Annotated in this window: 20 protein-coding genes and 1 pseudogene; 13 read left to right on the top strand and 8 right to left on the bottom strand. The window is 46.8% G+C overall.

The features are described 5' to 3' along the window. Positions 1-36 precede the first annotated feature (36 nt). From OSC7112_RS13560 to OSC7112_RS39730, 3 genes are all read left to right on the top strand, one after another. Positions 37-1,065 carry a cysteine hydrolase family protein gene (locus OSC7112_RS13560; protein ID WP_015176427.1) on the top strand — a complete coding sequence of 343 codons (1,029 nt, stop codon included), beginning with the start codon at positions 37-39 and terminating at the stop codon, positions 1,063-1,065. A 171-nt stretch (positions 1,066-1,236) separates the two neighbouring features. Then, complete coding sequence (locus tag OSC7112_RS13555; RefSeq protein WP_015176426.1) at positions 1,237-1,725, top strand: hypothetical protein; 489 nt, start codon at positions 1,237-1,239, stop codon at positions 1,723-1,725. Between the two features lie 12 nt (positions 1,726-1,737). Beyond that, positions 1,738-1,902, top strand: a complete 165-nt coding sequence (locus tag OSC7112_RS39730) for a hypothetical protein (RefSeq protein ID WP_190274396.1) — start codon at positions 1,738-1,740, stop codon at positions 1,900-1,902. A gap of 177 nt (positions 1,903-2,079) precedes the next feature. Here OSC7112_RS39730 and OSC7112_RS13550 read toward each other — a convergent pair whose 3' ends face one another. Further along, positions 2,080-3,102 (bottom strand): cysteine peptidase family C39 domain-containing protein, encoded by a 1,023-nt coding sequence (locus OSC7112_RS13550; protein WP_015176425.1) that lies wholly within the window; start codon positions 3,100-3,102, stop codon positions 2,080-2,082. A gap of 552 nt (positions 3,103-3,654) precedes the next feature. On the opposite strand from OSC7112_RS13550, the gene OSC7112_RS13545 reads away from it, so the two are divergent. After that, positions 3,655-5,013 (top strand): CHASE3 domain-containing protein, encoded by a 1,359-nt coding sequence (locus OSC7112_RS13545; RefSeq protein WP_223300830.1) that lies wholly within the window; start codon positions 3,655-3,657, stop codon positions 5,011-5,013. Between the two features lie 260 nt (positions 5,014-5,273). Here OSC7112_RS13545 and OSC7112_RS41755 read toward each other — a convergent pair whose 3' ends face one another. After that, a complete protein-coding gene (locus tag OSC7112_RS41755; protein ID WP_263053608.1) occupies positions 5,274-5,408 on the bottom strand; it encodes a hypothetical protein in 135 nt (44 codons plus the stop codon). Positions 5,409-5,820: 412 nt separating this feature from the next. Between OSC7112_RS41755 and OSC7112_RS13540 the strand changes: the two genes are divergently transcribed. The 5 genes from OSC7112_RS13540 to OSC7112_RS13520 all read left to right on the top strand — a co-directional run bounded on the left by OSC7112_RS13540 (position 5,821) and on the right by OSC7112_RS13520 (position 15,132). Then, positions 5,821-8,586, top strand: a complete 2,766-nt coding sequence (locus tag OSC7112_RS13540; RefSeq protein WP_015176422.1) for an HAD-IC family P-type ATPase — start codon at positions 5,821-5,823, stop codon at positions 8,584-8,586. A 920-nt stretch (positions 8,587-9,506) separates the two neighbouring features. Beyond that, positions 9,507-10,895, top strand: coding sequence for a CmpA/NrtA family ABC transporter substrate-binding protein (locus OSC7112_RS13535; protein WP_015176421.1), 1,389 nt, complete (start codon positions 9,507-9,509; stop codon positions 10,893-10,895). A 64-nt stretch (positions 10,896-10,959) separates the two neighbouring features. Beyond that, positions 10,960-11,805 (top strand): nitrate ABC transporter permease, encoded by an 846-nt coding sequence (ntrB, locus tag OSC7112_RS13530; protein ID WP_015176420.1) that lies wholly within the window; start codon positions 10,960-10,962, stop codon positions 11,803-11,805. Between the two features lie 314 nt (positions 11,806-12,119). Then, positions 12,120-14,120 (top strand): ABC transporter ATP-binding/substrate-binding protein, encoded by a 2,001-nt coding sequence (locus OSC7112_RS13525; RefSeq protein WP_015176419.1) that lies wholly within the window; start codon positions 12,120-12,122, stop codon positions 14,118-14,120. A 166-nt stretch (positions 14,121-14,286) separates the two neighbouring features. Continuing rightward, on the top strand, positions 14,287-15,132 hold the full coding sequence (locus OSC7112_RS13520; protein WP_015176418.1) for a nitrate ABC transporter ATP-binding protein: 846 nt from the start codon (positions 14,287-14,289) through the stop codon (positions 15,130-15,132). Positions 15,133-15,857: 725 nt separating this feature from the next. Here OSC7112_RS13520 and OSC7112_RS42370 read toward each other — a convergent pair. From OSC7112_RS42370 to OSC7112_RS13505, 3 genes and pseudogenes are all read right to left on the bottom strand, one after another. Next, positions 15,858-18,206, bottom strand: coding sequence for a leucine-rich repeat domain-containing protein (locus OSC7112_RS42370; RefSeq protein ID WP_015176417.1), 2,349 nt, complete (start codon positions 18,204-18,206; stop codon positions 15,858-15,860). A 345-nt stretch (positions 18,207-18,551) separates the two neighbouring features. Then, positions 18,552-18,857 (bottom strand): annotated as a pseudogene (locus OSC7112_RS40975) (DUF6745 domain-containing protein); the annotation flags it as partial. Between the two features lie 157 nt (positions 18,858-19,014). Then, positions 19,015-19,308 (bottom strand): DUF8820 family protein, encoded by a 294-nt coding sequence (locus OSC7112_RS13505; protein WP_015176416.1) that lies wholly within the window; start codon positions 19,306-19,308, stop codon positions 19,015-19,017. Positions 19,309-19,516: 208 nt separating this feature from the next. On the opposite strand from OSC7112_RS13505, the gene OSC7112_RS39725 reads away from it, so the two are divergent. Continuing rightward, the gene (locus OSC7112_RS39725) at positions 19,517-19,693 is read left to right on the top strand and encodes a DUF6888 family protein (RefSeq protein WP_015176415.1); all 177 of its coding nucleotides are present in this window, start codon (positions 19,517-19,519) and stop codon (positions 19,691-19,693) included. Continuing rightward, positions 19,693-19,899, top strand: a complete 207-nt coding sequence (locus OSC7112_RS13500) for a DUF6887 family protein (RefSeq protein WP_015176414.1) — start codon at positions 19,693-19,695, stop codon at positions 19,897-19,899. Before OSC7112_RS39725 ends, OSC7112_RS13500 begins: the two co-directional genes overlap by 1 nt. Before the next feature lie 58 nt (positions 19,900-19,957). On the opposite strand, the gene OSC7112_RS13495 is transcribed toward OSC7112_RS13500, so the two are convergent. Next, the gene (locus OSC7112_RS13495) at positions 19,958-20,269 is read right to left on the bottom strand and encodes a PDDEXK family nuclease (protein ID WP_223300829.1); all 312 of its coding nucleotides are present in this window, start codon (positions 20,267-20,269) and stop codon (positions 19,958-19,960) included. A gap of 416 nt (positions 20,270-20,685) precedes the next feature. On the opposite strand from OSC7112_RS13495, the gene OSC7112_RS40970 reads away from it, so the two are divergent. Continuing rightward, complete coding sequence (locus OSC7112_RS40970) at positions 20,686-21,138, top strand: hypothetical protein (protein WP_223300828.1); 453 nt, start codon at positions 20,686-20,688, stop codon at positions 21,136-21,138. A 159-nt stretch (positions 21,139-21,297) separates the two neighbouring features. Next, positions 21,298-21,693, top strand: coding sequence for a hypothetical protein (locus OSC7112_RS40965; RefSeq protein WP_041622519.1), 396 nt, complete (start codon positions 21,298-21,300; stop codon positions 21,691-21,693). 46 nt (positions 21,694-21,739) lie between these two features. On the opposite strand, the gene OSC7112_RS13480 is transcribed toward OSC7112_RS40965, so the two are convergent. Together OSC7112_RS13480 and OSC7112_RS13475 are read right to left on the bottom strand one after the other, a co-directional pair. Then, the gene (locus OSC7112_RS13480) at positions 21,740-23,842 is read right to left on the bottom strand and encodes a M3 family metallopeptidase (RefSeq protein ID WP_015176413.1); all 2,103 of its coding nucleotides are present in this window, start codon (positions 23,840-23,842) and stop codon (positions 21,740-21,742) included. A gap of 577 nt (positions 23,843-24,419) precedes the next feature. After that, positions 24,420-25,304, bottom strand: a complete 885-nt coding sequence (locus OSC7112_RS13475) for a hypothetical protein (protein ID WP_015176412.1) — start codon at positions 25,302-25,304, stop codon at positions 24,420-24,422. Between the last annotated feature and the right edge of the window lie 19 nt (positions 25,305-25,323).

Here is a 25,323-nt window from a genome sequence, read left to right as displayed (position 1 = left end):
AAATTATTACTGTAAACTACCCTAAAAGCGATCGTCATGACACAAAAAGCCCAACTTCCAATCCCCCAATTTTTCGAGCCCAAAAAAGTAGGCGAAGTCTGGCGAGTCCCCTACCGAGAACGCGCCACCCAAGCGAAAGATTGGGCAAAGCAGCACAGCATCCAGCCCGCCGCTAGCGACAAAAACCGCATTTGTTTGATGATAATCGATGCCCAAAATACCTTTTGCCTGCCCGAATTTGAACTATTTGTGGGCGGGCGTTCCGGTAGCGGTGCTGTCGATGACAACCTGCGGCTGTGCGAATTCATTTATCGCAATTTAAAGGCAATTACAACCATTGCGCCGACAATGGATACCCACACCGCCATGCAAATTTTTCATCCAATCTTTTGGATCGATGAAGCAGGCGAACACCCCATACCAGCGGCAACTTCTATTACACTGGAAGATGTCCAAAAAGGCATTTGGAAAGTCAATCCCGCCATCGCCCACAGCATCAGCGGGGACAATTTTTCAGCACTGGAAAAACAGGCTTGCCACTACGTCAAAAAACTCAGCGACGATGGGAAATATCCCCTGACAATTTGGCCCTATCACTCGATGCTGGGCGGCATCGGACACGCCCTGGTTTCTGCGGTGGAAGAAGCAGTATTTTTTCATACTATAGCCCGCAACAGCCAAGCACTTTTTGAAATCAAAGGCGGGAATCCGCTAACAGAAAACTATTCGGTTTTGCGGCCGGAAGTTTTAGAGGGATTCGACGGCAATCCGATTGCGGAAAAGAATGCTAAGTTGATCGATAAATTGCTCGATTTTGATGCAGTAATTATTGCCGGACAAGCCAAAAGTCACTGCGTTGCTTGGACAATTGATGATTTGTTAACGGAAATTTTGGCGCGAGACCCGAATTTGGCAAAAAAGGTTTATTTGCTGGAAGATTGCACTTCGCCTGTGGTTGTTCCGGGTGTTGTTGATTTTACGGAACAAGCAGATGCAGCTTTTCAAAGATTTGCGGCGGCGGGAATGAATGTGGTTAAATCTACTCAGTTAATTCTGGGCGATTAAAGACGAGGGTTTTCTGTTGGGGTTTTGAGTGCAAAAAAAGTATACATGATTAACCAGAGGCGGTAATTTTTGTTAGCTTGGCACTCTGCTGCGATCGCATTTAACTGATAGCTTATGATATCATATCCGAAACGCACACTGACTAGAGAAGTTTAATCAAGGAGTTTCCCGATGACTGAAAGCGAAATTTATAGTGTTGTTCTGTTTCGGGATGCGAGTGTGCGAGCAATTTCAAAACTCTCGGTGGCCATCGCCACGACTCTTCTGAGCACAGTTGTAACTGCAACCCAAGCCGGCGCAGTTCCCGTCACCTACGATTTCATCGTCACTGTTACCAAAGGCGGGTTAGCCGGCAATTCCTTCAACGGTTCTTTCACCTACGATGATGCAAAATTGAAGGGAACTGGAGTGGAAGAATTGGGAATTGCTGAGGGATTAACAACCTGCATTAATTACCTGGGACGCACTTATCGCGAAACCGATGATACCAGTTACCCTAACTTTCCTACACTCAGATTTGAGGATGGCAAAATCGCGCAACTAAACTTTTGGGTTCAGCCGAATCAGCGAGTTAGTTGGTGGAATTCAAATGGATGGGAAGTCAAACTTTCTGAGCCTCAAATGACCGATTCAACTGTTCCCAACTGTCAAAAACGGTGAGGCGCAGCAAAGGTGCGATCGACCGTAAGAATAGAGGAGGAATTAGATGCAACTGCCTGCGCTTGCGGTAATTTCATGCAGCCACACTACCAAGGTGCGATCGCCGATCGTCTGCTGGGGCGATCGAATCTTTGCGATCGCTATGAACGAATGATATCATGTGCGATCGAGCGATAAAAAGGGCGGGTTTTGGAGATTGGAGATTGTTGGCAGATATTTTTCGTGAGGGGAGCCCCTACGGTATTAGGGGTAATAGACCGGACATAATATGACTCAAAGATTGTTTGAAAAAAAACCGCATGATTCCTATTTTCTGTCGTCAATAGTGCGTCGGCGCTTGATTATTTTTAATAACTATTTCCCATCCAATCGAGGGGTTCCTTCCAAAAAACTGCCGCTCAACATTAACTCAGTCATCCGGTCTAAGTTGCCGCTGATTTTTAATTTTTTGTCTTTTTGAAAGCGCTCAATATCTGCTTGCAAATTACCAGAATTATATCCTAATTTACTCAAATAGTCAATAGCTTGCTGGTTGCTTAACAAGATATCCGCAGACCGGAAAATCGGCACGTATTGCTCGCGCCAAATGTAGGCAAAAGTTGCCCTATCTAAATAGAAAATCCGACCTCGTGCCGGGTCTCCAATGGCAGCTACACTGTCATTCATTCCCAGCAAAGCGACCGCGTGGGGTAGCTTCCGAGGGCCGTCAAACAGCCAAACTGCTAGCACTCCGGGGCGATTAATTTGCTGAATTTGCTCCCAAGTTGGCGTTAGTTCGATCGCATTTACGCCCAAAGCTCTTGCTGCTATAATTAACTGCGGCATCGAAGTTCCCAAGCGACTCGTCCCGGCAAAACGCGCTACACTCGATTCCCTCGCATCGATTCCCCAACGCCTTAACACTGTTGCTAGGGCGGCGGGGGCGCAACTGCTGTTAGATGTTTGCCGAAACACACCGTTTGGCTGCAAATTATCTATTAAATCAGCATAAATTGGCGCCATAAAATAGTTTTCAGCGCCTGTAAATCCTGCCAATCCCAAGCAACCAATTAAGATGACTGCGATTACTTGCGATCGCGCTGTCAACCAACTTATACTAAAGCCAATACCGCAGACTCCCATCAGCATCACCCTGAGCAAAGTCCAAGTAACTCGCATCCCGTGAAAGCGCCACTCGATCGGCAAAGCAGGCATTTGAGGCAGATTTAGAGCCAGTAGCAGCAAGGCAATATAAAAACCCAAAAACAGCAGGGCGATCGAATTTCTCCCCTTAAACAAATCATTAGCCGTCACTCCCGATCGAACTAACACCCGCCCGAACCGCATTCCCCAGAGAAAAAGCACCGAACCCAGCACCAGCGTCACTACTATTTCCATAAGTTCAGAATTTGATCGCTTAACTAGGTTGTAACATTTATGCGATCGACTTGGAGGCAAATCAAGAGTGGGAGAGAGGAAGAGTGGGGGAGAGAATTTGACGATGTTTGGGTTTCGTTCCTCAATTTATCGCTACAATCGAATAAACAGGATTTATCCAAAATCGCAGCAGGTAAAATAACCCTTAATCCTAAAGGCTGTGACCTGACCTGCATAGCTTCCTCGATATTAAGTTTTGCCAGATTTTTATCGAGCGGTCTGAGTCAATTGTTGAGTTAGTAAAGCAAGGAAAGCAAAAAGAAGCGCTGGAAGTTTTTTCCACCAAAAAAGGGGCATTAATTGTGAATGAGTATTAGGAATTAAATAACTACTTTGGTGAAAAAGATCCCGAAATTATTGAGGCTGCAACTTCCCGCGCAAAAGTCAACAACTCATCAAGGAGTAAACAGTTAAATGTCGCCAAATATTATTCGGCTTAGTAAAGTAGTTCCGTTGGGCTTCTGCTCCATTTTTGTGTTAATGATTGGTATGGGATTTATAACTAAATTGAGTATGGATAATTTAGCCGAATCTATTGAGTTGCAAACCCACACTTATGTAGTCAAGACCAATTTGCAAGCCATAGAAAAAAATTTAGTGGATGCTGAAACAGGACAGCGCGGGTTTATATTCACTGGTAAGGAGGAATTTTTAGATCCTTACAAAAAGGGGACAGTCGCCTTTAATCAAACAGTCAACGAGACAAAAGAGTTAATAAAAGATAACCCTGAACAAGTTAAAAGATTAGAGGAAGTTGAAAAAGTTGGTCAGCAAAAACTAGATGAATTAGCGGAAACTATATCCCTGAAAAGGGCTGGGAAAGAACCAGAACTAAGAGCATTGGTGATTTCAGGTAAAGGCAAGATATTTATGGATGAAATCAGGGATAAGCTGGCAGAAATGCTTAAGGTAGAAGATAATCTACTGCTTCAAAGAACAAAAAAAGCAAAACAGTCGGAGCAATTAGCGACGACTGTTTCTATAGGAGGTACGGTTGTTGCTGTAGTATGGGGTTCATTTATTATATTATTTATTTTTTATAAAATTATCCGACCAATCAATCAGGTAGCAAATACGATCGCCAGTTCTTCCACAGAGATTGCTGCCACAGTTGAAGAACAGGAACGCACAGCCGCACAGCAATCTAGCTCTGTAAATCAAACTACAATCACAATGGATGAGTTGGGCGCGGCTTCCCAACAATCAGCCCAGCAAGCCCAAGCTGGTGCGGAATCTGCACGGCAAGCTTTAAAGATAGCTGAAAAGGGAACCCTAGCAGTGGAGCAAACCCTGGAATCGATGAGAATTTTGAAAGAAAATGTCGGGGCAATGGCCGCACAAATTCTGCGATTGAGCGAACAAACCCATCAGATTGGCAATATCTCTACTGATGTCACAGATTTAGCCAATCAAACAAATATGCTGGCACTGAATGCCTCAGTAGAAGCAGTCCGGGCGGGCGAAAACGCCAAAGGTTTTACTGTCATAGCCACAGAAATCCGCAAACTAGCAGATCAAAGTAAGGAATCTGCCGAGAAGATTAACCGCCTTGTCGATGATATCAAAAATGCGATCGATTCCACCGTAACAGTGACAAAGGAAGGTACTAAAACAGTAGAACAAGGAACCAAAATTAGTCAAGAAACGGCAGCAGCTTTCTCGGCAGTAGCAAATGCTGTTAACAATGTGGTATTGAACAATCAACAAATTTCTCTAACTGCCCAACAACAAGCAGTTGCCATTCAACAAGTAGTCGATGCTATGAACAGCCTCAACCTAGCGGCAAAAGAAACCGCTAGTGGTATTACTCAAACCAAATTAGGCACTCAACAATTGAACGATGCCGCCCAAAATCTCAATTCAATTGTCTAAAGGGCGCTTAGTCTTTTGGGCGAGCCCACTAGCAATTGATAGCATTGAGTCAATCGATTTGAGATTTTAGATTAAAGATTAAAGAATTCAAGCATTGACCCCACGGATCGAGTCGGGGGTTCCTCGATCGGATACAGATTTTTTATTTCTGGACGGATGAATCCGGGGGCTTGTATCCTGGATGCTTGATTGTCATGAATTGATCTGGCAGCCCTCCCAGCTTGTCAAACATCCGGCATCCAAGTTAAAACGATCGCAGGCTATGGCATCGCGAAAGCCAGGGCGAGCGAATTTCTGCCCTTAAACAAATCCTCTTCTGTAACGGACGATCGAACTAACACCCGCCCGAACCGCATTTCCCAGACTAACAGCACCGAACCCAGCACCAGCGTCACGACTATTTCTATAAGTTCAGAATATGGTCGCTTAACTGGGTTGTAACATTTATGCGATCGATAACTCCTGACTCGCGCTCAATAATGAATCCGTGTATCCGTGACTTCCGTGTCGTCCCTTTCTTCAACCCAACCTAAAACTTGCAAAATGTCAAGGGGATCGATCGACTTTTCCCCACCTTAGCCACCAAGTCCCAAACAAGATTTAGCGTCGCAAAAAATTCCCCAAATCTCTTGCCGCAAACGGACACATCCGTTGTAATATAGATGTAAGTCACAGCCCGTTAAAGCAATCAACAAAAAATTAAGCCGCTCAATATATTCACGCTCCAACGAGCGATGAGTTGTATTGAGCGCGCCTCTTAAGGAGCGATCGAAGCTCGTCAGATACCCCAAATATTCAGGAAGAATCATGCCATCAAGAGCCGCCAACGATGTAGACGTAGCAGAGCAATATTGGCACTACCTAGAAATATCCAAGGTTGCAACTATCTTAGAAACCAACCTGGAAAACGGCTTAGAACCGACAGAAGCCAACCGTCGCCAACAGAAATTCGGGCCCAACGAACTAACGGTTAAAGCAGGGAAACCAGCCTGGTTAAAATTTATCCTGCAATTTAACCAACCCCTCCTGATCATCTTGCTGAGTGCAGGTTTAATCAAAGCAGCGATCGGAGAATGGCTAAACGCTAGCGTAATTTGGGGCGTAACAACCACCAACGCTACTATTAGTTTCATCCAAGAAGCTGGAGCAGAGAAAAAAATTGAAGCCCTAGCCCAAGCTGTCACCACAGAAGCCACAGTCATTCGGGGCGGCAAAAAATTAAGAATTCCCTCCAAAGAACTCGTTGTCGGCGACTTAGTAATCCTGACTTCCGGCGACAAAGTACCGGCAGACTTGCGCTTAGTGAAAGTGCGCGACTTGCAAATCGACGAATCGGGACTCACCGGGGAATCTGTTGCTGTCGAAAAAGAATTAGGACTATCTGGAGACTTGGTTCTGCCACAAGAAACGCCACTAGCAGAACGGGATAACATGGCCTATGCCGGCAGTTTTGTCACTTTTGGCCAAGGTAGCGGCATCGTAATTGCGATCGCCAATAAAACCGAAACCGGCAAAATCTCCCAACTATTAGATCGCCACATCGACCTCACCACCCCCTTAACCCGCAAATTCAACCAATTCAGTCAAAACTGGCTGTTATTCGTGTTGGGAATGGCAACCTTGACCTTCGCAGTCAGATTGGGGCGGCCAGTCCCTGCGGGAGTTTCAGCCTTTAAAGAAGCAGTCGAACCCGCAGTAGCCCTGATTGTCGGCGCAATTCCCGAAGGCTTGCCCGCCGTCATCACCGTCACCCTAGCCGTAGGCGTTTCCCGGATGGCAAATCGCCACGCGATCGTCCGCAAATTGCCCGCAGTGGAAACCCTCGGCGGCGCTACAGTCATCTGTTCCGACAAAACCGGAACTTTGACGGAAAACCAAATGACGGTGCAAGAAATCTATGCTGGCGGCGAATCCTACTTCGTTACGGGTACGGGATACAGCCCCGAAGGTGAAATTCAACTCAACCAACTGCCAATTACTGTCAGCCAAGCTCCAACTTTGCAAGAATGTTTGCAAGCTGGACTCCTTTGCAACGACTCTCACTTGGAATTTAAAGATGATGATTGGATAGTCGTCGGAGATCCGACAGAAGGAGCGTTAATTGCTGTTGGCAAAAAAGCCGAATTGAGCCAGCAAACTTTGTCCAAGTCAATGCCGCGGCTGGATTCAATTCCCTTTGAATCTCAGTTTCAATACATGGCGACGCTGCACCGAACTCCCACTGGCAAAATTTTGTACGTCAAAGGTTCAGTAGAATCAATTCTCGGCCGCTGCGGTTCCAGTCTCGATACCCAAGGAAATCCGGTAGAAGTCGATCGCGCACAAATTCACCATCAAGTCGATGAAATGGCAAAGCAAGGCTTGCGCGTCTTGGCTTTAGCGAAAAAGCCCGTACCCCAAAGCCAAAATTCCGTCGATCACTCGGATTTGGAGTCAGGGCTGATTTTCTTGGGACTCCAAGGTATGATCGACCCGCCGCGGGCTGAGGCGATCGCAGCCGTCCAAGCTTGTCAAACCGCCGGCATCCAAGTCAAAATGATTACCGGCGACCACATCGCTACAGCCAAGGCGATCGCCCGCCGCATGGGATTCCGCAAAACCAAGCACCACAGGGAACTTGTAGCCTACACCGGCGCTCAACTGGCCGAAATGAGCAAGCAGGAACTCGGCGAAGCCGTAGAAGCCGGCTCAGTTTTTGCCCGCGTCGCCCCAGAACAAAAACTCCGCCTGGTAGAAGCTTTGCAGCAAAAAGGCGAAATCGTGGCGATGACGGGAGACGGCGTTAACGACGCGCCCGCCCTCAAACAAGCCGATATCGGGATTGCGATGGGCAGCGGTACTGAGGTTTCTAAGGAAGCCGCCGACATGATTCTTACCGATGATAACTTTGCGTCGATCGAATCTGCTGTCGAAGAAGGGCGATCGGTTTACAAAAACCTGCTCAAAGCAATCAGCTTCATTCTCCCAGTCAACGGCGGAGAATCGATGACAATTTTGCTCAGCACCCTCCTCGGTCGAGAATTGCCGATTTTGTCGCTACAAATTCTCTGGCTGAATATGCTCAACTCGATCACCATGACTGTGCCCCTGGCTTTCGAGCCCAAGTCAGCGGGAGTCATGAAACAGCAGCCCCGACCGGTAAACGAACCTTTCCTCACCGGAAATCGGATCAAGCGGATCGTCGCTATTTCTCTTTACAACTGGACTCTGATTTTCGGAATGTTTGAATGGGTGCGCCAAGCGGATTGGGGAACTTTGGCACTGGCCCGCACGATGGCGATTCAAGCTTTGGTAATGGGGAGAATTTTTTACCTGTTGAGTCTCAGCCAGTTGCTGCCTTCTTTGATTGCTAAGTTTAGCGGTTCTAAGGAAGAAGTTAGCGGCGCTCCCGCCCTCGGTGTAGGAATTGTTCTGGCGGTGATTTTGCAGATCATCTTTGCTAACTCTCCGTTTGTCAATCGCATATTTGAGACGGCTCCGATGAATCTGGATCAGTGGCTGATTTGCTTCGGTGTCGCTCTGCCGATGATCGGTGTTGCTCTCTGGGTCAACCGCTTCGATCCACCGAACTAATCGAATTTGTAGGTACTGACACCGATTAGTAATTTCGGGTGTTCAGAAACCGGGTTTCTTGAAGAAACCCGGTTTCTCTGTTTTACAGAAATCGAGCCTGAAAGCCCACGTCATATGATATCCGGTAAATCACTTACGATTAAGCGACAATTTTAGTCCACCAATGAAAACCAGTTAACCGTGTGAAAACAGCACATCCTTATAATAATAAAAATTTCTGTATAATTCACTACAATTAACGGCTGAAAAAAGTAAATATATATTAACAAAGTAAATGTGTGGTGGTGGCGATATTTGCCGCTTATTGACAAGAGATTTTAATGACCCCCGATCGCCATTCGCTACAACCTTTACCCAGCAGGTCTTGGTTTGAAGCAGTTTTGATAAGCAAACCCGATCGCTCTTCCCAACGGCTCCTTATCGATACAGGGCTGTTTCATTCTCAGGAAAACCAGCGTTTTGTACGGGTCATGCCCTGAATGCCGACCCTCTCCATCCACTATTTATTAAGCATTTGGTGGGATTGGGAAAAGCGAGGGGGGATTGCCCCTACAAGAGAATGAAACAGCCCTGCTTATCGATAGCACAGTCCTAAAAGATTTACTTATCAATCAAATTTAATAATTGTTTTATAATTTACGCAAGAGTACGGTAAGCTAATAACGATGCCGAAAAAACGTGCGGCTCGCAAAAAGTGAGTTCACACAACTCGGTCGATCGTCGAAATATTGAGTTAATCAAAAGTGTAAAATCAGCAGGGATAGTTTAAAGACTTATGCTAGCGATAAATCTTTTGCTCCCTCCTGCCAAGCAGCGCTCAAAACAGGTCGCTAAATTCCATTAGCGAACAGAAAAAAAGCGCATTGATAAACTTCAGTGATGTCGTTACAGAAGATTATGTATTGCAGCGAGGCTAGGCTATGACAAAATTTTCAGAGCAATTTTCCAGACGTAAATTTATCGTCACCGCAGGTGCATCTGCCCTGGGTTCAATACTGCTCAAAGGCTGTTTGGGCAATCCCCCAGAACCCGGTGCTACTGCCGGTGCTGGCGCAGGGACAGCACCCGCTGCCACCTCAGTAATGGCTGTTGCCAACGAGAAAAGAGTCGAAGGAATTGAAAGCACTAAAATCACATTGGGATATATCCCGATCGTCGAAGCAGCACCTTTAATCATTGCCCAAGAAAAAGGCTTTTTTGCCAAATACGGCATGACTGAGGTAACAGTTGCCAAGCAAGCAAACTGGGGTTCGGCAAGAGATAACGTAGAAATTGGATCGGCAGGCGGCGGTATAGACGGCGGCCAGTGGCAAATGCCGATGCCTTATCAAATTAGTAAAGGTCTGATCACCAAAAACAGCGTCCAAATCCCGATGTATGTTCTGGCCCAGTTGAACACTCAGGGAAATGGAATTGCGCTCGCCGGAAAACACAAAGGCAAAGGTCTGGGACTTAAACTAGATCAAGCGGCCCAAGACTACATCAAAGGCCTCAAACAAGCAGGCACGCCCTTCAAAGCAGCCTACACCTTCCCCAAAGCCAATCAAGACTTCTGGATTCGCTACTGGCTAGCAGCTAACGGCATAAATCCCGACACAGAAGCCGAGTTGCTAACAGTACCGTCAGCGCAAACCGTAGCCAACATGAAAACCGGCAGCATGGACGGTTTCAGTACCGGCGACCCCTGGCCGCTGCGGATTGTCACAGAGGACATCGGCTTCATGTCCGCCCTCACGGGTCAAATCTGGAAAGATCACCCCGAGGAATATCTCGCTATTCGCGGCGACTGGGTAGACAAACACCCGAAAGCCACCGAAGCCCTGCTAGCAGGACTGATCGAAGCCCAGCAGTGGTGCGACAAACCAGAAAATCGCCCCGAATTAATTGCCATTACTTCTGGCAGAAACTTCTTTGACGTACCTCCGGCAATTTTGACACCTCCCTACCAGGGCAAGTACATGATGGGTGACGGCCAACCAGAGATCGACGATTTCAAGATGAGTCCGCTGTACTGGAAAGACGGCATCGGCAACGTTTCCTATCCCTACAAGAGTCACGATTTGTGGTTCTTAACGGAAAGCGTGCGCTGGGGTTTCTTGCCAACAACAACCTTGGCAGATTCTAAGACAATCATCGATAAAGTCAACCGAGAAGATTTGTGGAAAGCCGCAGCAAAATTAGCCGGAGTTGCTGATGCTGACATTCCGAAAAGTACGTCTCGGGGCGTTGAGAAGTTCTTTGACGGTACAGAATTTAATCCGGCTCAGCCAGAAGCTTACCTCAAGAGTTTAGCAATTAAAAAAGTGTGATGGGGTCTTAGCTTCCCATAATTTAGTCTCGAAAAAAACAGCAGAAACATAGGAGATTACCAGGATGGCTGTCAGCACAAATCGGAGAGGCGGAGTCGATGTCCAAGGAGCATTTGGCGAGTTTTGGAAGAAGAATTCCCCGAATATCTTGCCGCCAATTTTGGGAATAATTGGATTTATGTTAGTTTGGCAATTCCTGTCAAGCACCGGACTGATCAAACTACCGGGACCGATCAGTGTGTGGACTGACGAACGGACGCGGATTTTGTTGCTGTATCCTTTCATGAATTCCAAAACCTACGGCATCGGGTTGTTTTGGCAAACTTTGGCTAGTTTGGAACGGGTGGCAAAAGGCTACACTCTAGCCGCTGCTGTGGGAATTGCTGGGGGTGTTTTGGTAGGTACAAATCCGCTTCTGAACAAGGCTTTAGACCCAATTTTTCAGTTTTTGCGGATGGTTGCGCCTTTGGCTTGGGTGCCCATTGCCCTGGCTGCACTGCAACAAAACGAACCTGCTGCTTTGTTCGTGATTTTTATCACCTCAGTTTGGCCGATTTTAATCAACACGGCTGAAGGTGTTCGCCAAATTCCCGACGATTACAACAACGTGGCGAAAGTGCTGCAGCTTTCTCGTCAGGAATATTACATGAATATTTTGTTTCCGTCGGCGCTTCCTTATATCTTCACAGGATTGAGAATTGCGATCGGGCTGGCTTGGCTGGCGATTATTGCAGCGGAAATTGTGATGTCGGGGATTGTGGGTATCGGCTTCTTTATTTGGAATGCTTACCAGCAAAACTACATCAGCGAAATTCTGTTAGCGGTGTTCTACATTGGGGCTGTTGGTTTGTTGCTCGATCGCATGATGGCTTGGTTGCAGCAAAAGATTGCTCCCCCTCAAGGAAAGTAGCTAATTCGATGGGTTAACGGTTGACTGTTGACTGTTACAGGAATTACGAATGACGGTTGACTGTTACAGGAATTACGAACTCAAAGGCTCAGAAACCTGTTTTTTAAACTATTGTTGAGGGATTAAACAAAGTATTTTGATTAGTTTAAAAACCAGTTTTAGCCATCCAGTAATGTATTAACTATTAGCTGTTGTATATCAACCGCGAACAGTCAACAGTCAACCCCGAACAGTCAACAGTCAACCGCGAACAGTCAACAGTCAAGAATCAAGATCTAGCGAAATAACAAACCTACAAAAAAGGCAAGAAAATCATGTCTGTTTTGATTGCAGTAGAACAACTCGAAAAAGTTTTTAATTTATCAGACGGTGGCACATACATAGCCCTGAAAGGCATCGATCTGGAAATTCAAAAAGGCGAATTTATCTCATTAATAGGACACTCCGGCTGCGGTAAATCTACACTGCTAAATATGGTGGCAGGTTTGGATTTGCCGACATCCGGATTGGTGACAATTGACGGGCAAAGAATCACCCAACCAGGCCCCGATCGCATGGTAGTATTCCAAAACTATTCCCTGCTACCTTGGCGGACGGTCAGAGAAAACATTACCCTAGCCGTAGACTCGGTAATGAGTGGCTTACCCAAAGCCGAACGCCTCGAAATCATTCAAAAACACATCGATATGGTGGGCTTAACTCCCCACGCCGAAAAACAACCTGCATTGCTATCAGGGGGACAAAAACAGCGCGTGGCGATCGCCCGTGCTCTGGCCCTGCGCCCCAAACTGTTACTCTTAGACGAACCCTTCGGTGCTTTGGATGCTTTGACTCGCGGCAACTTGCAAGAAAAGTTGATGGAAATTTGCCAAGAGTACGAAATCAGCGCCCTGATGGTAACGCACGATGTGGATGAGGCAGTGTTGCTGAGCGATCGCATCGTCATGCTCACCAACGGCCCAGAATCGAAGATTGGCGGCATTCTCGAAGTAGACATCCCCCGCCCCCGCAAACGGATGGAAGTAGTCTCGCACCCCAGCTACTACGCTCTGCGTAGCGAAATGATTTACTTCCTCAACCAGCAGAAGCGCGTCAAAAAACTGCGGGCGCGGAAAGTACCCGCGATCGCCCGCCACGGGCTGGAAAAAGTCAACCTCGAACTCGGCTTTATTCCGCTGGCAGCCTGCGCTCCCCTCGCTGTCGCCAAAGAAAAAGGCTTTTTTGCCAAACACGGGCTCGATGAAGTCCACCTCGTGCGGGAAACAAGCTGGCGCGGCATTGTAGACGGCATCGCCGCAGGTTACTTAGACGCAGCTCAAATGCCCTCTGGGATGGCGATGTGGTTGAGCTTGGGGGGCCACCAAGAGAAGCCGATTCCGACGGTTACAGCCCTCACCATGAGCCGCAATGGCAACGGAATTACCCTCGCGAGGCGCTTTTACGACCAAGGGATCTACACTCTGGCAGACTTTAAAAAAATGCTCCAGAGAACGCCCGCGCAAACGCACCGTATGGGCATCGTTCACCCTTCTTCGATGCACAACCTGTTGCTGCGTTACTGGCTGGCTTCCGGGGGCATTGACCCGGATCGCGATGTGTTGCTGAAAAATATCCCACCGGCTCAGATGATCGTTGACTTGCAGGGCGGCACTATTGACGGTTTCTGCGTCGGCGAACCTTGGAACTTGCGGGCCTCGATGGAAGGAGTCGGCTTTACGGTGGCGACGGATTTGGAACTGTGGCCGGGGCATCCGGGAAAAATTTTGGGGGTGCGGGAAGACTGGGCAAATGCTTATCCCAACACTCACATTGCTCTAGTCAAAGCTTTGCTGGAAGCTTGCCACTATTGCGCCGATCCAAATCACGCCGCCGAGGTTTCGGAAATTGTCGCGGGAAGGGAGTACGTGGCTACCGATAAGAGTTACATCCAACTCGGCGACCCGAAATCTTCTGCTTGCAACCTCGATACTCCGATGCGGGAATACGCCCACCACTTGTTTTCTGGAGAGGGGGTGAATCGCCCGAGCCGCACCGAACAACTCTGGCACATGGTGCAGATGGCGCGCTGGGGCGATACTGTGTTCCCGCGCAACTGGGTGGAAATTCTGGAACGGGTGGTGCGAGTCGGTGCGTTCAGCACGGCGGCGCGAGAGCTGGGGATGGCTGATATTACTTACACTCGCGGTTCTCTCAGCTTGTTTGACGGTTCGGTGTTTAACGCTGACGATCCGATCGGCTATCTCAACAATCTGGCGATTAAACGCGATTTCACGATGGCGGAAGTTATACTCGATTCCGGCCGCCGAGCTGCTTAGAGCGGTTTTTAGTTGGATAAAAACAGGGTAATTGCTAATTGTTAGTTGTTGGTTTTTAGCTGTTAATTGTTAACTGCTAATTCTAGTTAGTAATTGCCTCTTCATTCTTCCCTCTTGCCTGTTCCTTCTTCCTTCGCCCATCACCCACTCACAATTTCCTAAACCCATGCTCAACACCACTAAAAATCAGACGAACACCAAAACTCAAATCCAGCGGGGAAAAGGCCGCCGCCAGCCTTTTTTGGTGATGGACAGTGTTTACAAAGAATATCCAAACGGTTACAGGGCTTTAGAAAACGTCAATCTGAATGTAGCTGAGGGAGAGTTTATTGCTCTGATCGGACACTCGGGCTGCGGCAAATCAACACTGTTAAATATGGTGTCCGGTTTTAGCCATCCGAGCCGGGGCACCGTGACGATTAACGGGCAGCGGATTACGAAGCCGGGGCCCGATCGCATGGTGGTGTTTCAGGGTTACGCTTTGCTGCCTTGGCGGACGGTGTTTGAAAATGTTTATTTGGCGGTTAATTCTGTATTTCCGAATAAGTCGAAGGTCGAAAAAAATGCGATCGTCAATGAGCATTTGGCGATGGTGGGATTGACAGAAGCTGCCCAGAAAAGACCGCCGCAAATTTCGGGGGGGATGAAGCAGCGGGTTTCGATCGCCCGGGCTTTGGCAATTCGCCCGAAAGTGCTGATTTTAGACGAACCTTTTGGTGCTCTGGACGCAATTACTAAGGAGGAATTGCAGGAAGAATTGCTGAAAATCTGGAACGATCACCGCTGTACGGTGTTGATGATTACTCACGATATTGATGAAGCGCTGTTTTTGGCCGATCGACTGGTGATGATGACTAACGGCCCGTCGGCGACAATTGGCGAGGTTCTGGAGATTCCTTTTCCGCGTCCGCGCGATCGGGTTCAAATGATGGAAGATCCTGAATACTACAATTTGCGGAACTACGCCCTAGATTTCCTGTTCCGTCGTTTTGCACACGATCACGATGCTTAGGGATGAGAATTAAATAAAATCCACTTTTCATGACTGTTGTGGGATGGGCGTCCCGCCCGTCCTTTCTGGGCGGGCGGGACGCCCATCCCACAAGAAAAAAGGGAAATTATTTAATTGACGATCCTTAATCGGTTGGCAAATCAAAGTTAAAGAGGAGAATTATGAGACTTCTCGAACAATTTTAATTCTTGTGCGGAGTAGGCGTTGGGCATCCTGCCGGCCCAAGACGAGCTGTTTTGCAGAAGTCTATTGAAAAGTTGAAGCCCCAGCGTTCCCCGATGTCAGGGGAACATCGCTGCGGGCGCAATTTTCCCGATCCGGTTGGGTCAACTGAAGCTTAATGGTGGGCGAGAAGTTTTTTCGGACGTTCGGATCTTTTTCCGATATTTTACGTCTACCAGCGGAGAGACCCGATTGCCTAGCTCTCGGTAAGCTGGCATGAACAGAGCCCACCTTCGATCGAGGGTGGGCTTCTTCTTCATGTTATTAACAGTTTTTGGGCGATCGAGGGTTGGTGCATTCCACCCTTTGAACTGGCACACTGCGGGACGTTGATTCGTGTTTGATGAATTAGTGTTTTTGTCAATATAGCGGTTTTCAGTTGAGTGAAGTACAGACGATCGGGTAGGGAAACGGCCGATCCTAAGTCCGGCGCGGGGCTCTGTGACTGTTAACAATTGGTCTAAGCTGAGGATTGTAGCCAGACTTTTTTAAATTGGTATTACTCAGGTTTGCACGGAAAACTCCTCTGGGTCAATATCCCAATTTACCCAGCGAATTGCTTCTTGAGCCGTTAGCACATTTGGCGGCACTCGCAAAGCGTGAATGTGTCCCGTGCTCGGACAGGTCATTTTTAACAAGTAAATCGGCTCAACATCGGCGTTATCGATTTTTAATAGCGTGTATTGTTGGTAGGGGTAGCCCTCCGTGGCTACCCAACTATCTAATTCTACTGCTTGGAGTTCGCAGCAAATGCGATCGTAACCAATTCTCTCAATTAATACTCGACGCAGTTCGGCATTTGATTCCGATAAAAGCCATTCTGCTTGCCACAAATCGGGGTGTACTTTTCCGTATTTTTCCGGTAATTTAACGCCGTGGTGAAAGTATAAACTGTAGCCGTCCGCAAAGGCGATCGCCGGTTCTCCTTCAGCGTGTAGGCGATTTTCAGCGTCAAAGCGGATGTGTAAAGGGCGATCGCAAATTAGGCAAACTTTTTCAAACGGAAATATCCAACCGCAATCCTCGAACAACTGTTGCTTGCAGCGAAATAGTTCTTGTGCTTTCTCGTCGAGAGTAACACCAAATTTCGAGATCAAAAATTCAGTCAAATGAATTTCTTTTACCAGATCACTAGAGGTTAGTCGCTTTAGATAGTTAGAATGTGAGTGGAAAATTCCCACAGATTGTGAGTAATTTATTGCCAATGTATCAAATTCAAACAGGAGAATGCGCTCCGCATCCGGCTTTAGTATTATTGCATGCCACAGCACCTCCCACAACACTGGATTTAATCCTACATCCACCGATTGAAATAGCTCCTCAAACAGCGAAGTTCCCCATTCTACTAAATTGCCAGCCTCTATTTCCAATGACATTTGCGTGCTATCGAACAGAGACTTCAACCACTGAATCGATCCTACATCAACTGATTGAAATATCTCCTCGAAATCCGATGACCTTTGAGGTTGCGAGCTACTGTAGGTTTTGAGTTGTTGGAGGATTTTTAAAGAAACCACCTGTGGACTGCTACAAACAATAACTTCAGGTGCTTCTAGACCAATAGCTGCATAGAGTTTCTTTGCAGTTTCTATAGCTGTTGGAGAATCAATTGGTGTAGTCGATAGGGTTAGGTATTTTTGCGTAAGTTCGATCGACAAATTTAAGTCGGTAATTTGATTGGTTTCTAGATGTAGTTCGGTGAGGTTGGTGAGTGCTGACAGCGCAGTAATATCGGTAATTTGATTGTTACTGAGATTGAGGTAGGTGAGGTTGGTGAGTGCTGACAGCGCAGCAATATCGGTAATTTGATTGTTACTGAGATTGAGGTAGGTGAGGTTGGTGAGTGCCGACAGCGCAGTAATATCGGTAATTTGATTGTCCGACAGATACAAGTAGGTGAGGTTGGTGAGTGCCGACAGCGCAGTAATATCGGTAATTTGGGTGTACAAGAAATACAGGCTTGTTAGGTTGGTAAGTGCCGATAGCGGACTGATCTCGGTAATTGTATCGTTGTAAATGATGGATAGTTTAGTCAGATTAGTGAGTGCCGACAGCGGACTAATATCGGTAATTCCCTCGCTAATGAATAGTTCAGTCAGATTTGTGAGTGCCGATAGCGGACTGATATCGATAATTCCATCGCTAATGGAGAGTTCAGTCAGATTGGTGAGTGCCGACAGCGGACTGATATCGGTAATTTCCTGGTTTTCGATACCCAGTTTGGTGAGGTTAGTGAGTGCCGACAGAGGAGTAACATCGGTAATTTCATTGTTGTTGAGAGACACTCTAGTCAGGTTGGTGAGTCCCAACAGCCCAGTGATGTCGGTAATTTGATTGCAGCCGAGACATAAGTCTGTCAGGTTAGTAAGTGCCGACAGCCCAGTGATGTCGGTAATTTGATTATATTCGAGAGACAGTATGGTCAGGTTGGTGAGTCCCGATAGCGGAGTGATGTCAGTAATTTGATTGTGATTAAGATTGAGGTAGGTCAAGTTGGTGAGTGCCGACAGCGGGGTAATGTCGGTAATTTGATTGCTTTCGAGATTGAGGTAAGTCAGGTTGGTGAGTGCCGACAGCGAAGCGATATCGTTAATTTGACTGCCTTGGAGATAGAGTGCGGTCAGGTTAGTGAGTGCTGATAGCGAGGTGAAGTTGGTAATTGACCTGTGTCCGAGATTGAGTGTAGTCAAGTTTAAAAGTACCTTCTCTGCTTCATTACAATCAAAAGTCCCCGCCTCGTTTAGCAGCACTTTAACTGTATGTCTTGCCGATTCTGAAAGACTATCTTTGTGTTGGCACCAGTCGGCAAAGCTGCTGAAATTAATCAATCGATCGGCTTGTGATTCTGACATAGTAAATTATGATTTTCTTTGAGGTAAAATTTCAGTGTAGGAGTTTGGCTTTTCGTCAGTCTCGCAGTCCGGCAGGGAATTAATTCCCTGCCTCATAGCTTGCATTCGGTTGAAACCGACTGCAAGAAATTCAAGTTTGAGAATACGATCGCACATAATCCTTGCTATCAACTTAGGCAATTAAATTGTCAATCTTAGAGGTCGATCGCGCCCAATCTTTATTGTCTATTTAGCCATTAAGTTGTATTAATTCAATGTCTTTCGATCGGCAGTCCGTTTTAACGGACTTTAGCTACTCGCTGTGGGGTTTGAACCCCTGGGGGACTTGGGTGTAATGCAAAATATTTAAGTTTGCACGCTAAACTCCTCTGGCTCTACTCCCCAATTTACCCAACGAATTGCCTCTATAGCTGATTCTATATTTGGCGGCACTCGCAACGCATGAATAAACCCCGTACTCGGACAGGTCATTTTTAACAAAATAACTGGTAATGGCTGCCCAGATACGTCGAAATCGTCCTGAAAATCGATTTTTAACAGCGTATATTCCCGCCAATTATCTAACTCTGTTGCTTCTAATTATTGATATATGCGATCGCAACCAATGCCCTGAATTAACACTCGCCTAATTTCCGCATTCTGTTCCTTTACTTCCGGTGCTTTTTTGCCAATTATCGCGTAAGCCACTGGAATTGTTTCCGCAGCTTGCGAGCGATTTATCGGGAAAAGTGGAAAGCGCGATCGCGCTTTCCACTTTTCCCGATAAACTGGAATCAAAGCTGCTTGTTCTGGCGTCTGTTTTTTAACCTTAGTCTGCGACATACCTCCAACCTTGCGGCTCATATTCCCGCTGAATTCGCACCATCCAATTACCTTCGGGAATTGCGATCGCACGGTGTTCTTCGTGACTCAATAAAGCTGTCGGTGAAAGCACCCGCAAGTACAGAGTGCCGTCTTTTTCGTACAGTTCAGCTTGTCCCTCAATAATCTGGTGAGAATGTCCGGTGACTTCACCTTCGGCGAGAGTTAGGTGAGGTTTTTTTTCTCCTTCGATTTTCGGTACGGGCGTGAGAATTACGTCGCCTTGTCGGATGGGTTGCATAGGTTTTTTCTCAATTTTGTTTGCTGGTGTCGATCGAGCTTTTCTACCGAAACTTAATACTACATATGTAATACACGGTTGTCAAGAGCCACAAACCAAACTCCATAACTCTTGGCTGCACTGACAGGCGTTATCTTGGAGCGTGAAAGTGCGATCGGAAACAGAAATGCTACAATAGATGCCAGTTTCAAGAAAGTTTTAGGTGTGAATGCCTACCTACGCGCAGCTAGAGGGTTTGTATCGAATCAGTTATTACTTGACATATTTGGCATTGCAACCTATTCACCTCATCTGTGTTGACGAGAGAAGCAAAAACTTGTTCGTATTGGCTGGATATGACGAGGAAATTGAGATTGAAATTGCTCCAAATGGGGAGGTACTTTAATGAGCCAAGTAGATTATACTGCAATGTCAGATGGAGAATTGAAGCGTTATTTTCTTAACAATCGCGGGGATAAATCTGCACTGCAAGCCTACTTAGACAGGCGGAAAAAGCGCTCGAATTTAATCATAACAAAAGTGGGAGATTCTGATTTCGATACTAAGATTGAGGCAGCCATTCGCCAGCAAATGAAAGAAGACAAAGATTAGTCTTGTATCCTAACAATATATTTATAAATGGGGAGCGATCGCCCAAGCCACTTTTGCTCTAAACCGCAGAAATACCGCGCCGAAACTCCTTAACTGCTTCAACCCCAGAAGCCATCAGCAAGCAGCGAGACAGCAGGTTGATGTCTAAACCGGCCAGAACTTCGCTTTGGTCAATTTTTTCATATCCGCGCGATCGCAAATGATACAGCCCAAATACTCCACCCTCCCAAAACCAAACTTCGGGGACACCCAAGGCTTGGTAACGATTCAACTTGCTTTCGTTGCTGCTAGTAAATACAACTTCGATCGAGAGGTCTGCAATCCCTCCCGATGCTTTGCCAATTAAGTAATATTGTTCAGGGGGTGACAACCTTGTCTGGGGAGCATCTCAATGAAAGCAGCCCTCCGCTAGAAATAGGAGTTAGGAGTCAGGAGTCAGAAGCCAGGAGAAAAGAGTCAGAAGTCAGAAGTCAGGAGCCAGAATCAGTGTTTTTACAAATATGAGATGCTCCCCCCGTCTGGACCCATAGCTAACAAAGGTTAGACCAATTTATGGTAAAAAAAGATAGGGTCAATTTTTATAAGCAACCCCATCTATATAAAATGTTACCTCCATTTTACCAAAATTGTTTCCAAAGACAACTCAAAAAAGCGGAATACTTAACTCGGCAAATTTTAGTTTTTCTGCTGCAAGCACATAAACAAGCGTCGCATTGAATCGCTGGCAACAATCATGCTCTGTGCGCGATCGCATTTGAGAGGAGAAGACGCGCCATTCAAAGATTTTTGAAATTACCGATTCTCAAGATTGAAAACCTGTGGTTTCCTCTGATTAAATACATCTTAAGGACTCAATTTAACCAACAAAAAGAATTGATAGTTGCTATTGATAGGACGCAGTGGCGTGACCGAAATATATTTTTCATCTGCCTAAGTTGGCAGCAAAGAGCTTTACCATTGTACTGGCAGATTTTACCCAAAAAAGGGTGCAGTAATATCCGAGAGCAAAAACAATTAATTAGACCATTTTTTTCGCTGCTAGCTAAATATAAATTCTCGCTCATAGAAGACCGCGAATTTGGTAGCGTTAAACTTGACAAATGGTTAGGCGAAAAGAATGTAAGATTTGTTTTAAGAATACAAAAGGGGCGATATATTCAAGAAGAAGGAGAAGATTTTAAACGGTTAAGTGATTTAGGTTTAATGCCAGGTACTAGCTTTGATTTCAAGGATGTTTAAGTTACCAAGCAAAAAGGGTTTGGCTTATTTGATATTGCAGGTTATTGGCAGCGTCGATCTAGAGGTCATGGGGAAGACGAAGGTTGGTATCTGCTCACAAATTTAGGAAGTCTGAAAGAAGCTGTCGCCACATTTAAATGTCGGAGTGGAATCGAAGCTATGTTCAAAGATTGTAACACAGGAGGCTATAATCTTGAAAAAAGCCACGCTTCGACTGAGCGCTTGAAAACTTTAATTTTATTGATAGCTTTTGCGTACACTGGCGCCACTTTACAAGCAAAAGAAATTCAAAAACTTGGTATCCAAAAATATGTTGGTCGCCTCAAAGAAGCCAAGCGAACTATACGCCGACATAGTAGTTTTTGGATGGGATTGTATGGTCATGCTTGGGCAATAGGAATAGAAGGTTGTGAAAAAATGATTGAGGAATTAATGGCAATAAGACGGAACAAGCTACCATTTTTTCAGAGGGATTTGAGGGCTATGTCCCTGATGATACCGACGTTTGGACGGCGTTATCACCTTGAATCTTGTTCCACAAAAAACCGGGATTAATGCAGATAAATTCACCCGCATTAATCTCCAGTTATTCCCCACTTAATTAAGCCGCAACTAAACCGCTGTGTCTCAACAAAGCTTTAGTGCTCGGTTCGCGTCCCCGGAAAGTTTTAAACACTTCCATCGGGTGCAAACTGCCGCCCAATCCTAACACTGTATCTCGGAAGCGCTTGCCTGTAGATGCGATCGCAATTTCATCTTCCAAACCCGCTTCCTCAAACGCCGCAAAAGCATCAGCGCTGAGCACTTCCGCCCATTTATAACTGTAATACCCCGCCGCGTAGCCGCCCGCAAAAATGTGTCCGAAAGCGCACAAAAATGCGTCTTCTTCCAGAGGAGGCAAAACTGTGGTAGTTTTAGCGATGCGGTTGCGGACATCGGCCACAGTTTCGCTGCCGCCCGATCGGTAGCGGTGGTGCAATTCGATGTCAACGCTGCTAAAATGTACTTGCCTGAGCATGACGCTGCCGCTCATGTAGTGGCGCGCTGCTAGCAGTTTTTGGTAGTAGTGTTCCGGCAAAGTTTCCCCGGTTTCGTAATGCTTTGCCATCCCGAACAAAGTCGCGCGATCGTAACACCAATTTTCCATAAATTGACTGGGCAATTCCACCGCATCCCACTCAACATTATTGATGCCCGAAGCCCCCGGATAGTCTACCGTTGTCAGCATATGCTGCAAACCGTGACCGAATTCGTGAAACAAAGTTTCGACTTCCAAGAAAGTCATTAAACTCGGTTTGCCGTCAACCGGAGGACTTTGGTTGCACACCAAATAAGCCACAGGCAACCGCGTGGTTGTTTTTCCTGCTTCGACAAATTTAGCGCGCACCACGCACTCGTCCATCCAAGCACCGCCGCGCTTTTCATCGGGGCGGCTGTAGGGGTCTAAATAGAAATTGGCGATCGTATTTCCTGCTTCATCATCTATTTGGAAATAGCGCACATCTTTGTGCCACACAGGAGTTTGACCGTCCGCCGCAGTTACTGTCACGCCGAACAGCCGCTTTACTAATCCAAATAAGCCCTCTAATACCTGTGGCAAAGCAAAGTAAGGCCGCAATTCTTCGGCACTAAAAGCAAACTTTTCTTCCCGGCGCCGTTCCGACCAAAAACCAATATCCCAGTGCTTCAAATCTCCAGCTTCCGCCGCGCCTTTTTCGGCAGCAAAAGCTTTCAATTCTTCTAAATCTTTGACCGCAGCATCATAACTAGCCTGGCGCAATTCTTCTAACAAAGCTTCCACTGCTGCAACGTCGGGAGCCATTTTGCTCGCCAAGCTCAATTCGGCATAACTGCTAAACCCGAGCAAAGCAGCTTTTTCCTGGCGCAAAGCTAAAATGCGATCGGTCAACGGCCAGTTATTCAATTCTCCGCTACTTGCTCTGCCGATAAAAGCTTTGTACAACTTTTCGCGCAAGTCGCGGCGGGTGCTGTGCTGCATGAAAGGGCCGTAACTCGGAAAGTCTAAAGTAATCCGCCAAGGGCCGTTTTCGGCATCCGCATTTTCTTCGCCGGCGCTGCGAGCGGCTTGAGCTGCTAAACTCAACAAACTGGGTGGCAAACCGTCAATTTCGTCTTTATTTGTGAGGGTGATGCTGAATGCTTTGGTAGCGTCGAGGACGTGATTGGAAAATTGGGTCGTAATTTCCGCCAATTCTAATTGAATGGCATTAAAACGCTCTTTTTGCTCCCCTTCTAAACCGACGCCGGAGAGTTGGGCGTCTCGGAGAGCGGCTTCGACAATTCGCTTTTGAGCTGACTCTAAGCTGTCCCAATTTTCGCTAGCCCGCAGCGCTTTAAAAGCTTCGTAAAGCGGTTTGCTTTGACTGAGCTTGCTCCAAAATTTTACTACTTCCGGCTGCACTGTTTCGTGAGCCGATCGCAGTTCCGGGCTATTTTTCACGCCCATCAAATGTCCGACAATGCTCCAGGTCCAATTTAAACGCTCTCCGAGCCGCTGCAAGGGTTCTACTAAGCCGCTCCAAGTCGGTTCTACAGACGATTCTAAGGCAGCTAGCGAGGCTTCTAGTTCGGTCAGCAGTTGGGTGATGGCGGGGACTACGTGTTGTGGTTCGATCGCGTCAAATGGAGGCAATCCTTGACCGATTAGTAACGGGTTATCAGCAATAGTTACGGTTGCAGTCATTTAATTTTCTTGTAACAGGTTGAAAACAGTTGACACTCTCCGGGCTAAAGCCACGGAGATTCTTAAGACCACAATTTGAGTCTTAAAGGCGCTGACAAATCGCCTCTACACGCTCAAAACAACTACTAATACCAGAAGTATTGCAATTGCGCTTACTTTTGTCTTTTTATACTTTCAGAGTCCATCACCAAGCCAGTTAGGTACGCTCAACAATTCACTATTGCTTGTTTAAGCAGACTACGATCGAGTCGAGGCGAGCTAAATCAGGAGTTACACCTTTTGAGATTGTTTCAACACGTAGATGGTTGTTCTTACTTGCCTTTCTAAATGTTCTAACACAAAGCCGTCAAGCGAAGGACGGGGCTTCAGACTAATTTTGTTGGTGAACTAGACAGATTAGCTTTTAATCTTTTAACACAGTTGCCTTTAAAAGTAGGACTCGATCGGGCGACAGTCGGAGAGTCGGAGAGTGTCGAGCGCGTCCGATAGGAAAAGTATTCCTTCTGACTGATGACTGTTGGCTGCTGACTGTTGACTGATGACTGTTGACTAATGACTGTTGACTGCTGACTGATGACTACTGACGGTTCTCTTGTGTGTGCTGCAACTCCTTGACAACCGAGATTAAGCGCTTGAGGTGAGGTTTGACAACTTCTTGCTGCTCGTGTTCCAAACGGTGGATTTGAGCTTGGACGAGGGACAAATCCGCAGTCGATTGGTGCGCGGGAGCTTGCAGTTGGCTTTGCAAATTGGCCATGACTTTCTGGATTTCCAAAAATCTAGTATTTACTGCTTCCCAGTCGTCTCTGGTGATAGAAGTTTCTGCCAAGCCTTGCATCGCACTTTGCAGTTGCTCTATAGCCTGTTCCACCGCTTGGAGATTCGCCCGTTGGCCAAGGGATAAATCTTGCAGTTGTTCGCTCACCTGCTGGCGGACATCGAGCACAGCAGACGCCACGATTTCTTGCAAAGAAGCTACCGACTCTCCTAAACTCAGCAACTGCCGCTGGATGTCTACGATCGACTCCTCAAAGCCCTCAGCCCTAGGCATTGCAGCCATTTGCTGGCGCAGCGCTGCAATATCTGCAGACAACTGCTTGCGTAATTTAACAATTACCGTCACGGCCGTTTTTTCGACTTTATTGACAGACTTTTGGACTTGGGCCATTTCGGAATTTTGATGCACCCGCACTTGCTGCTCGAAGCGATACCGGTTAGCAACATTCAGCGACAAAGCCAAAGTTAGGGGAGCCACCCCGTAAAAAGCTTGACCCGACACTGCCACCGCCAGGGAACCCACACCAGAGGCCGCCAGAGAGGCGTACTCTGCCAGCTCCAACCAGTGCCTTTGAGGAAAACTTGGTCTCAAGTGATTTGCAACAGAGGGTTTTGGCTTCCGCACGGCTCTTTGGGTCATAGTATTTACTTGTTGTTGGTAAGGTTGCGAGACTGGGTGGAGCATCGATTTCTATCCTTTTTTC

This window comes from Oscillatoria nigro-viridis PCC 7112, assembly GCF_000317475.1.
Classification (GTDB): Bacteria; Cyanobacteriota; Cyanobacteriia; order Cyanobacteriales; family Microcoleaceae; genus Microcoleus; species Microcoleus nigroviridis.
Note: the sequence above shows the minus strand (reverse complement) of the source record. Positions and strands in the feature narration are given on the sequence as shown.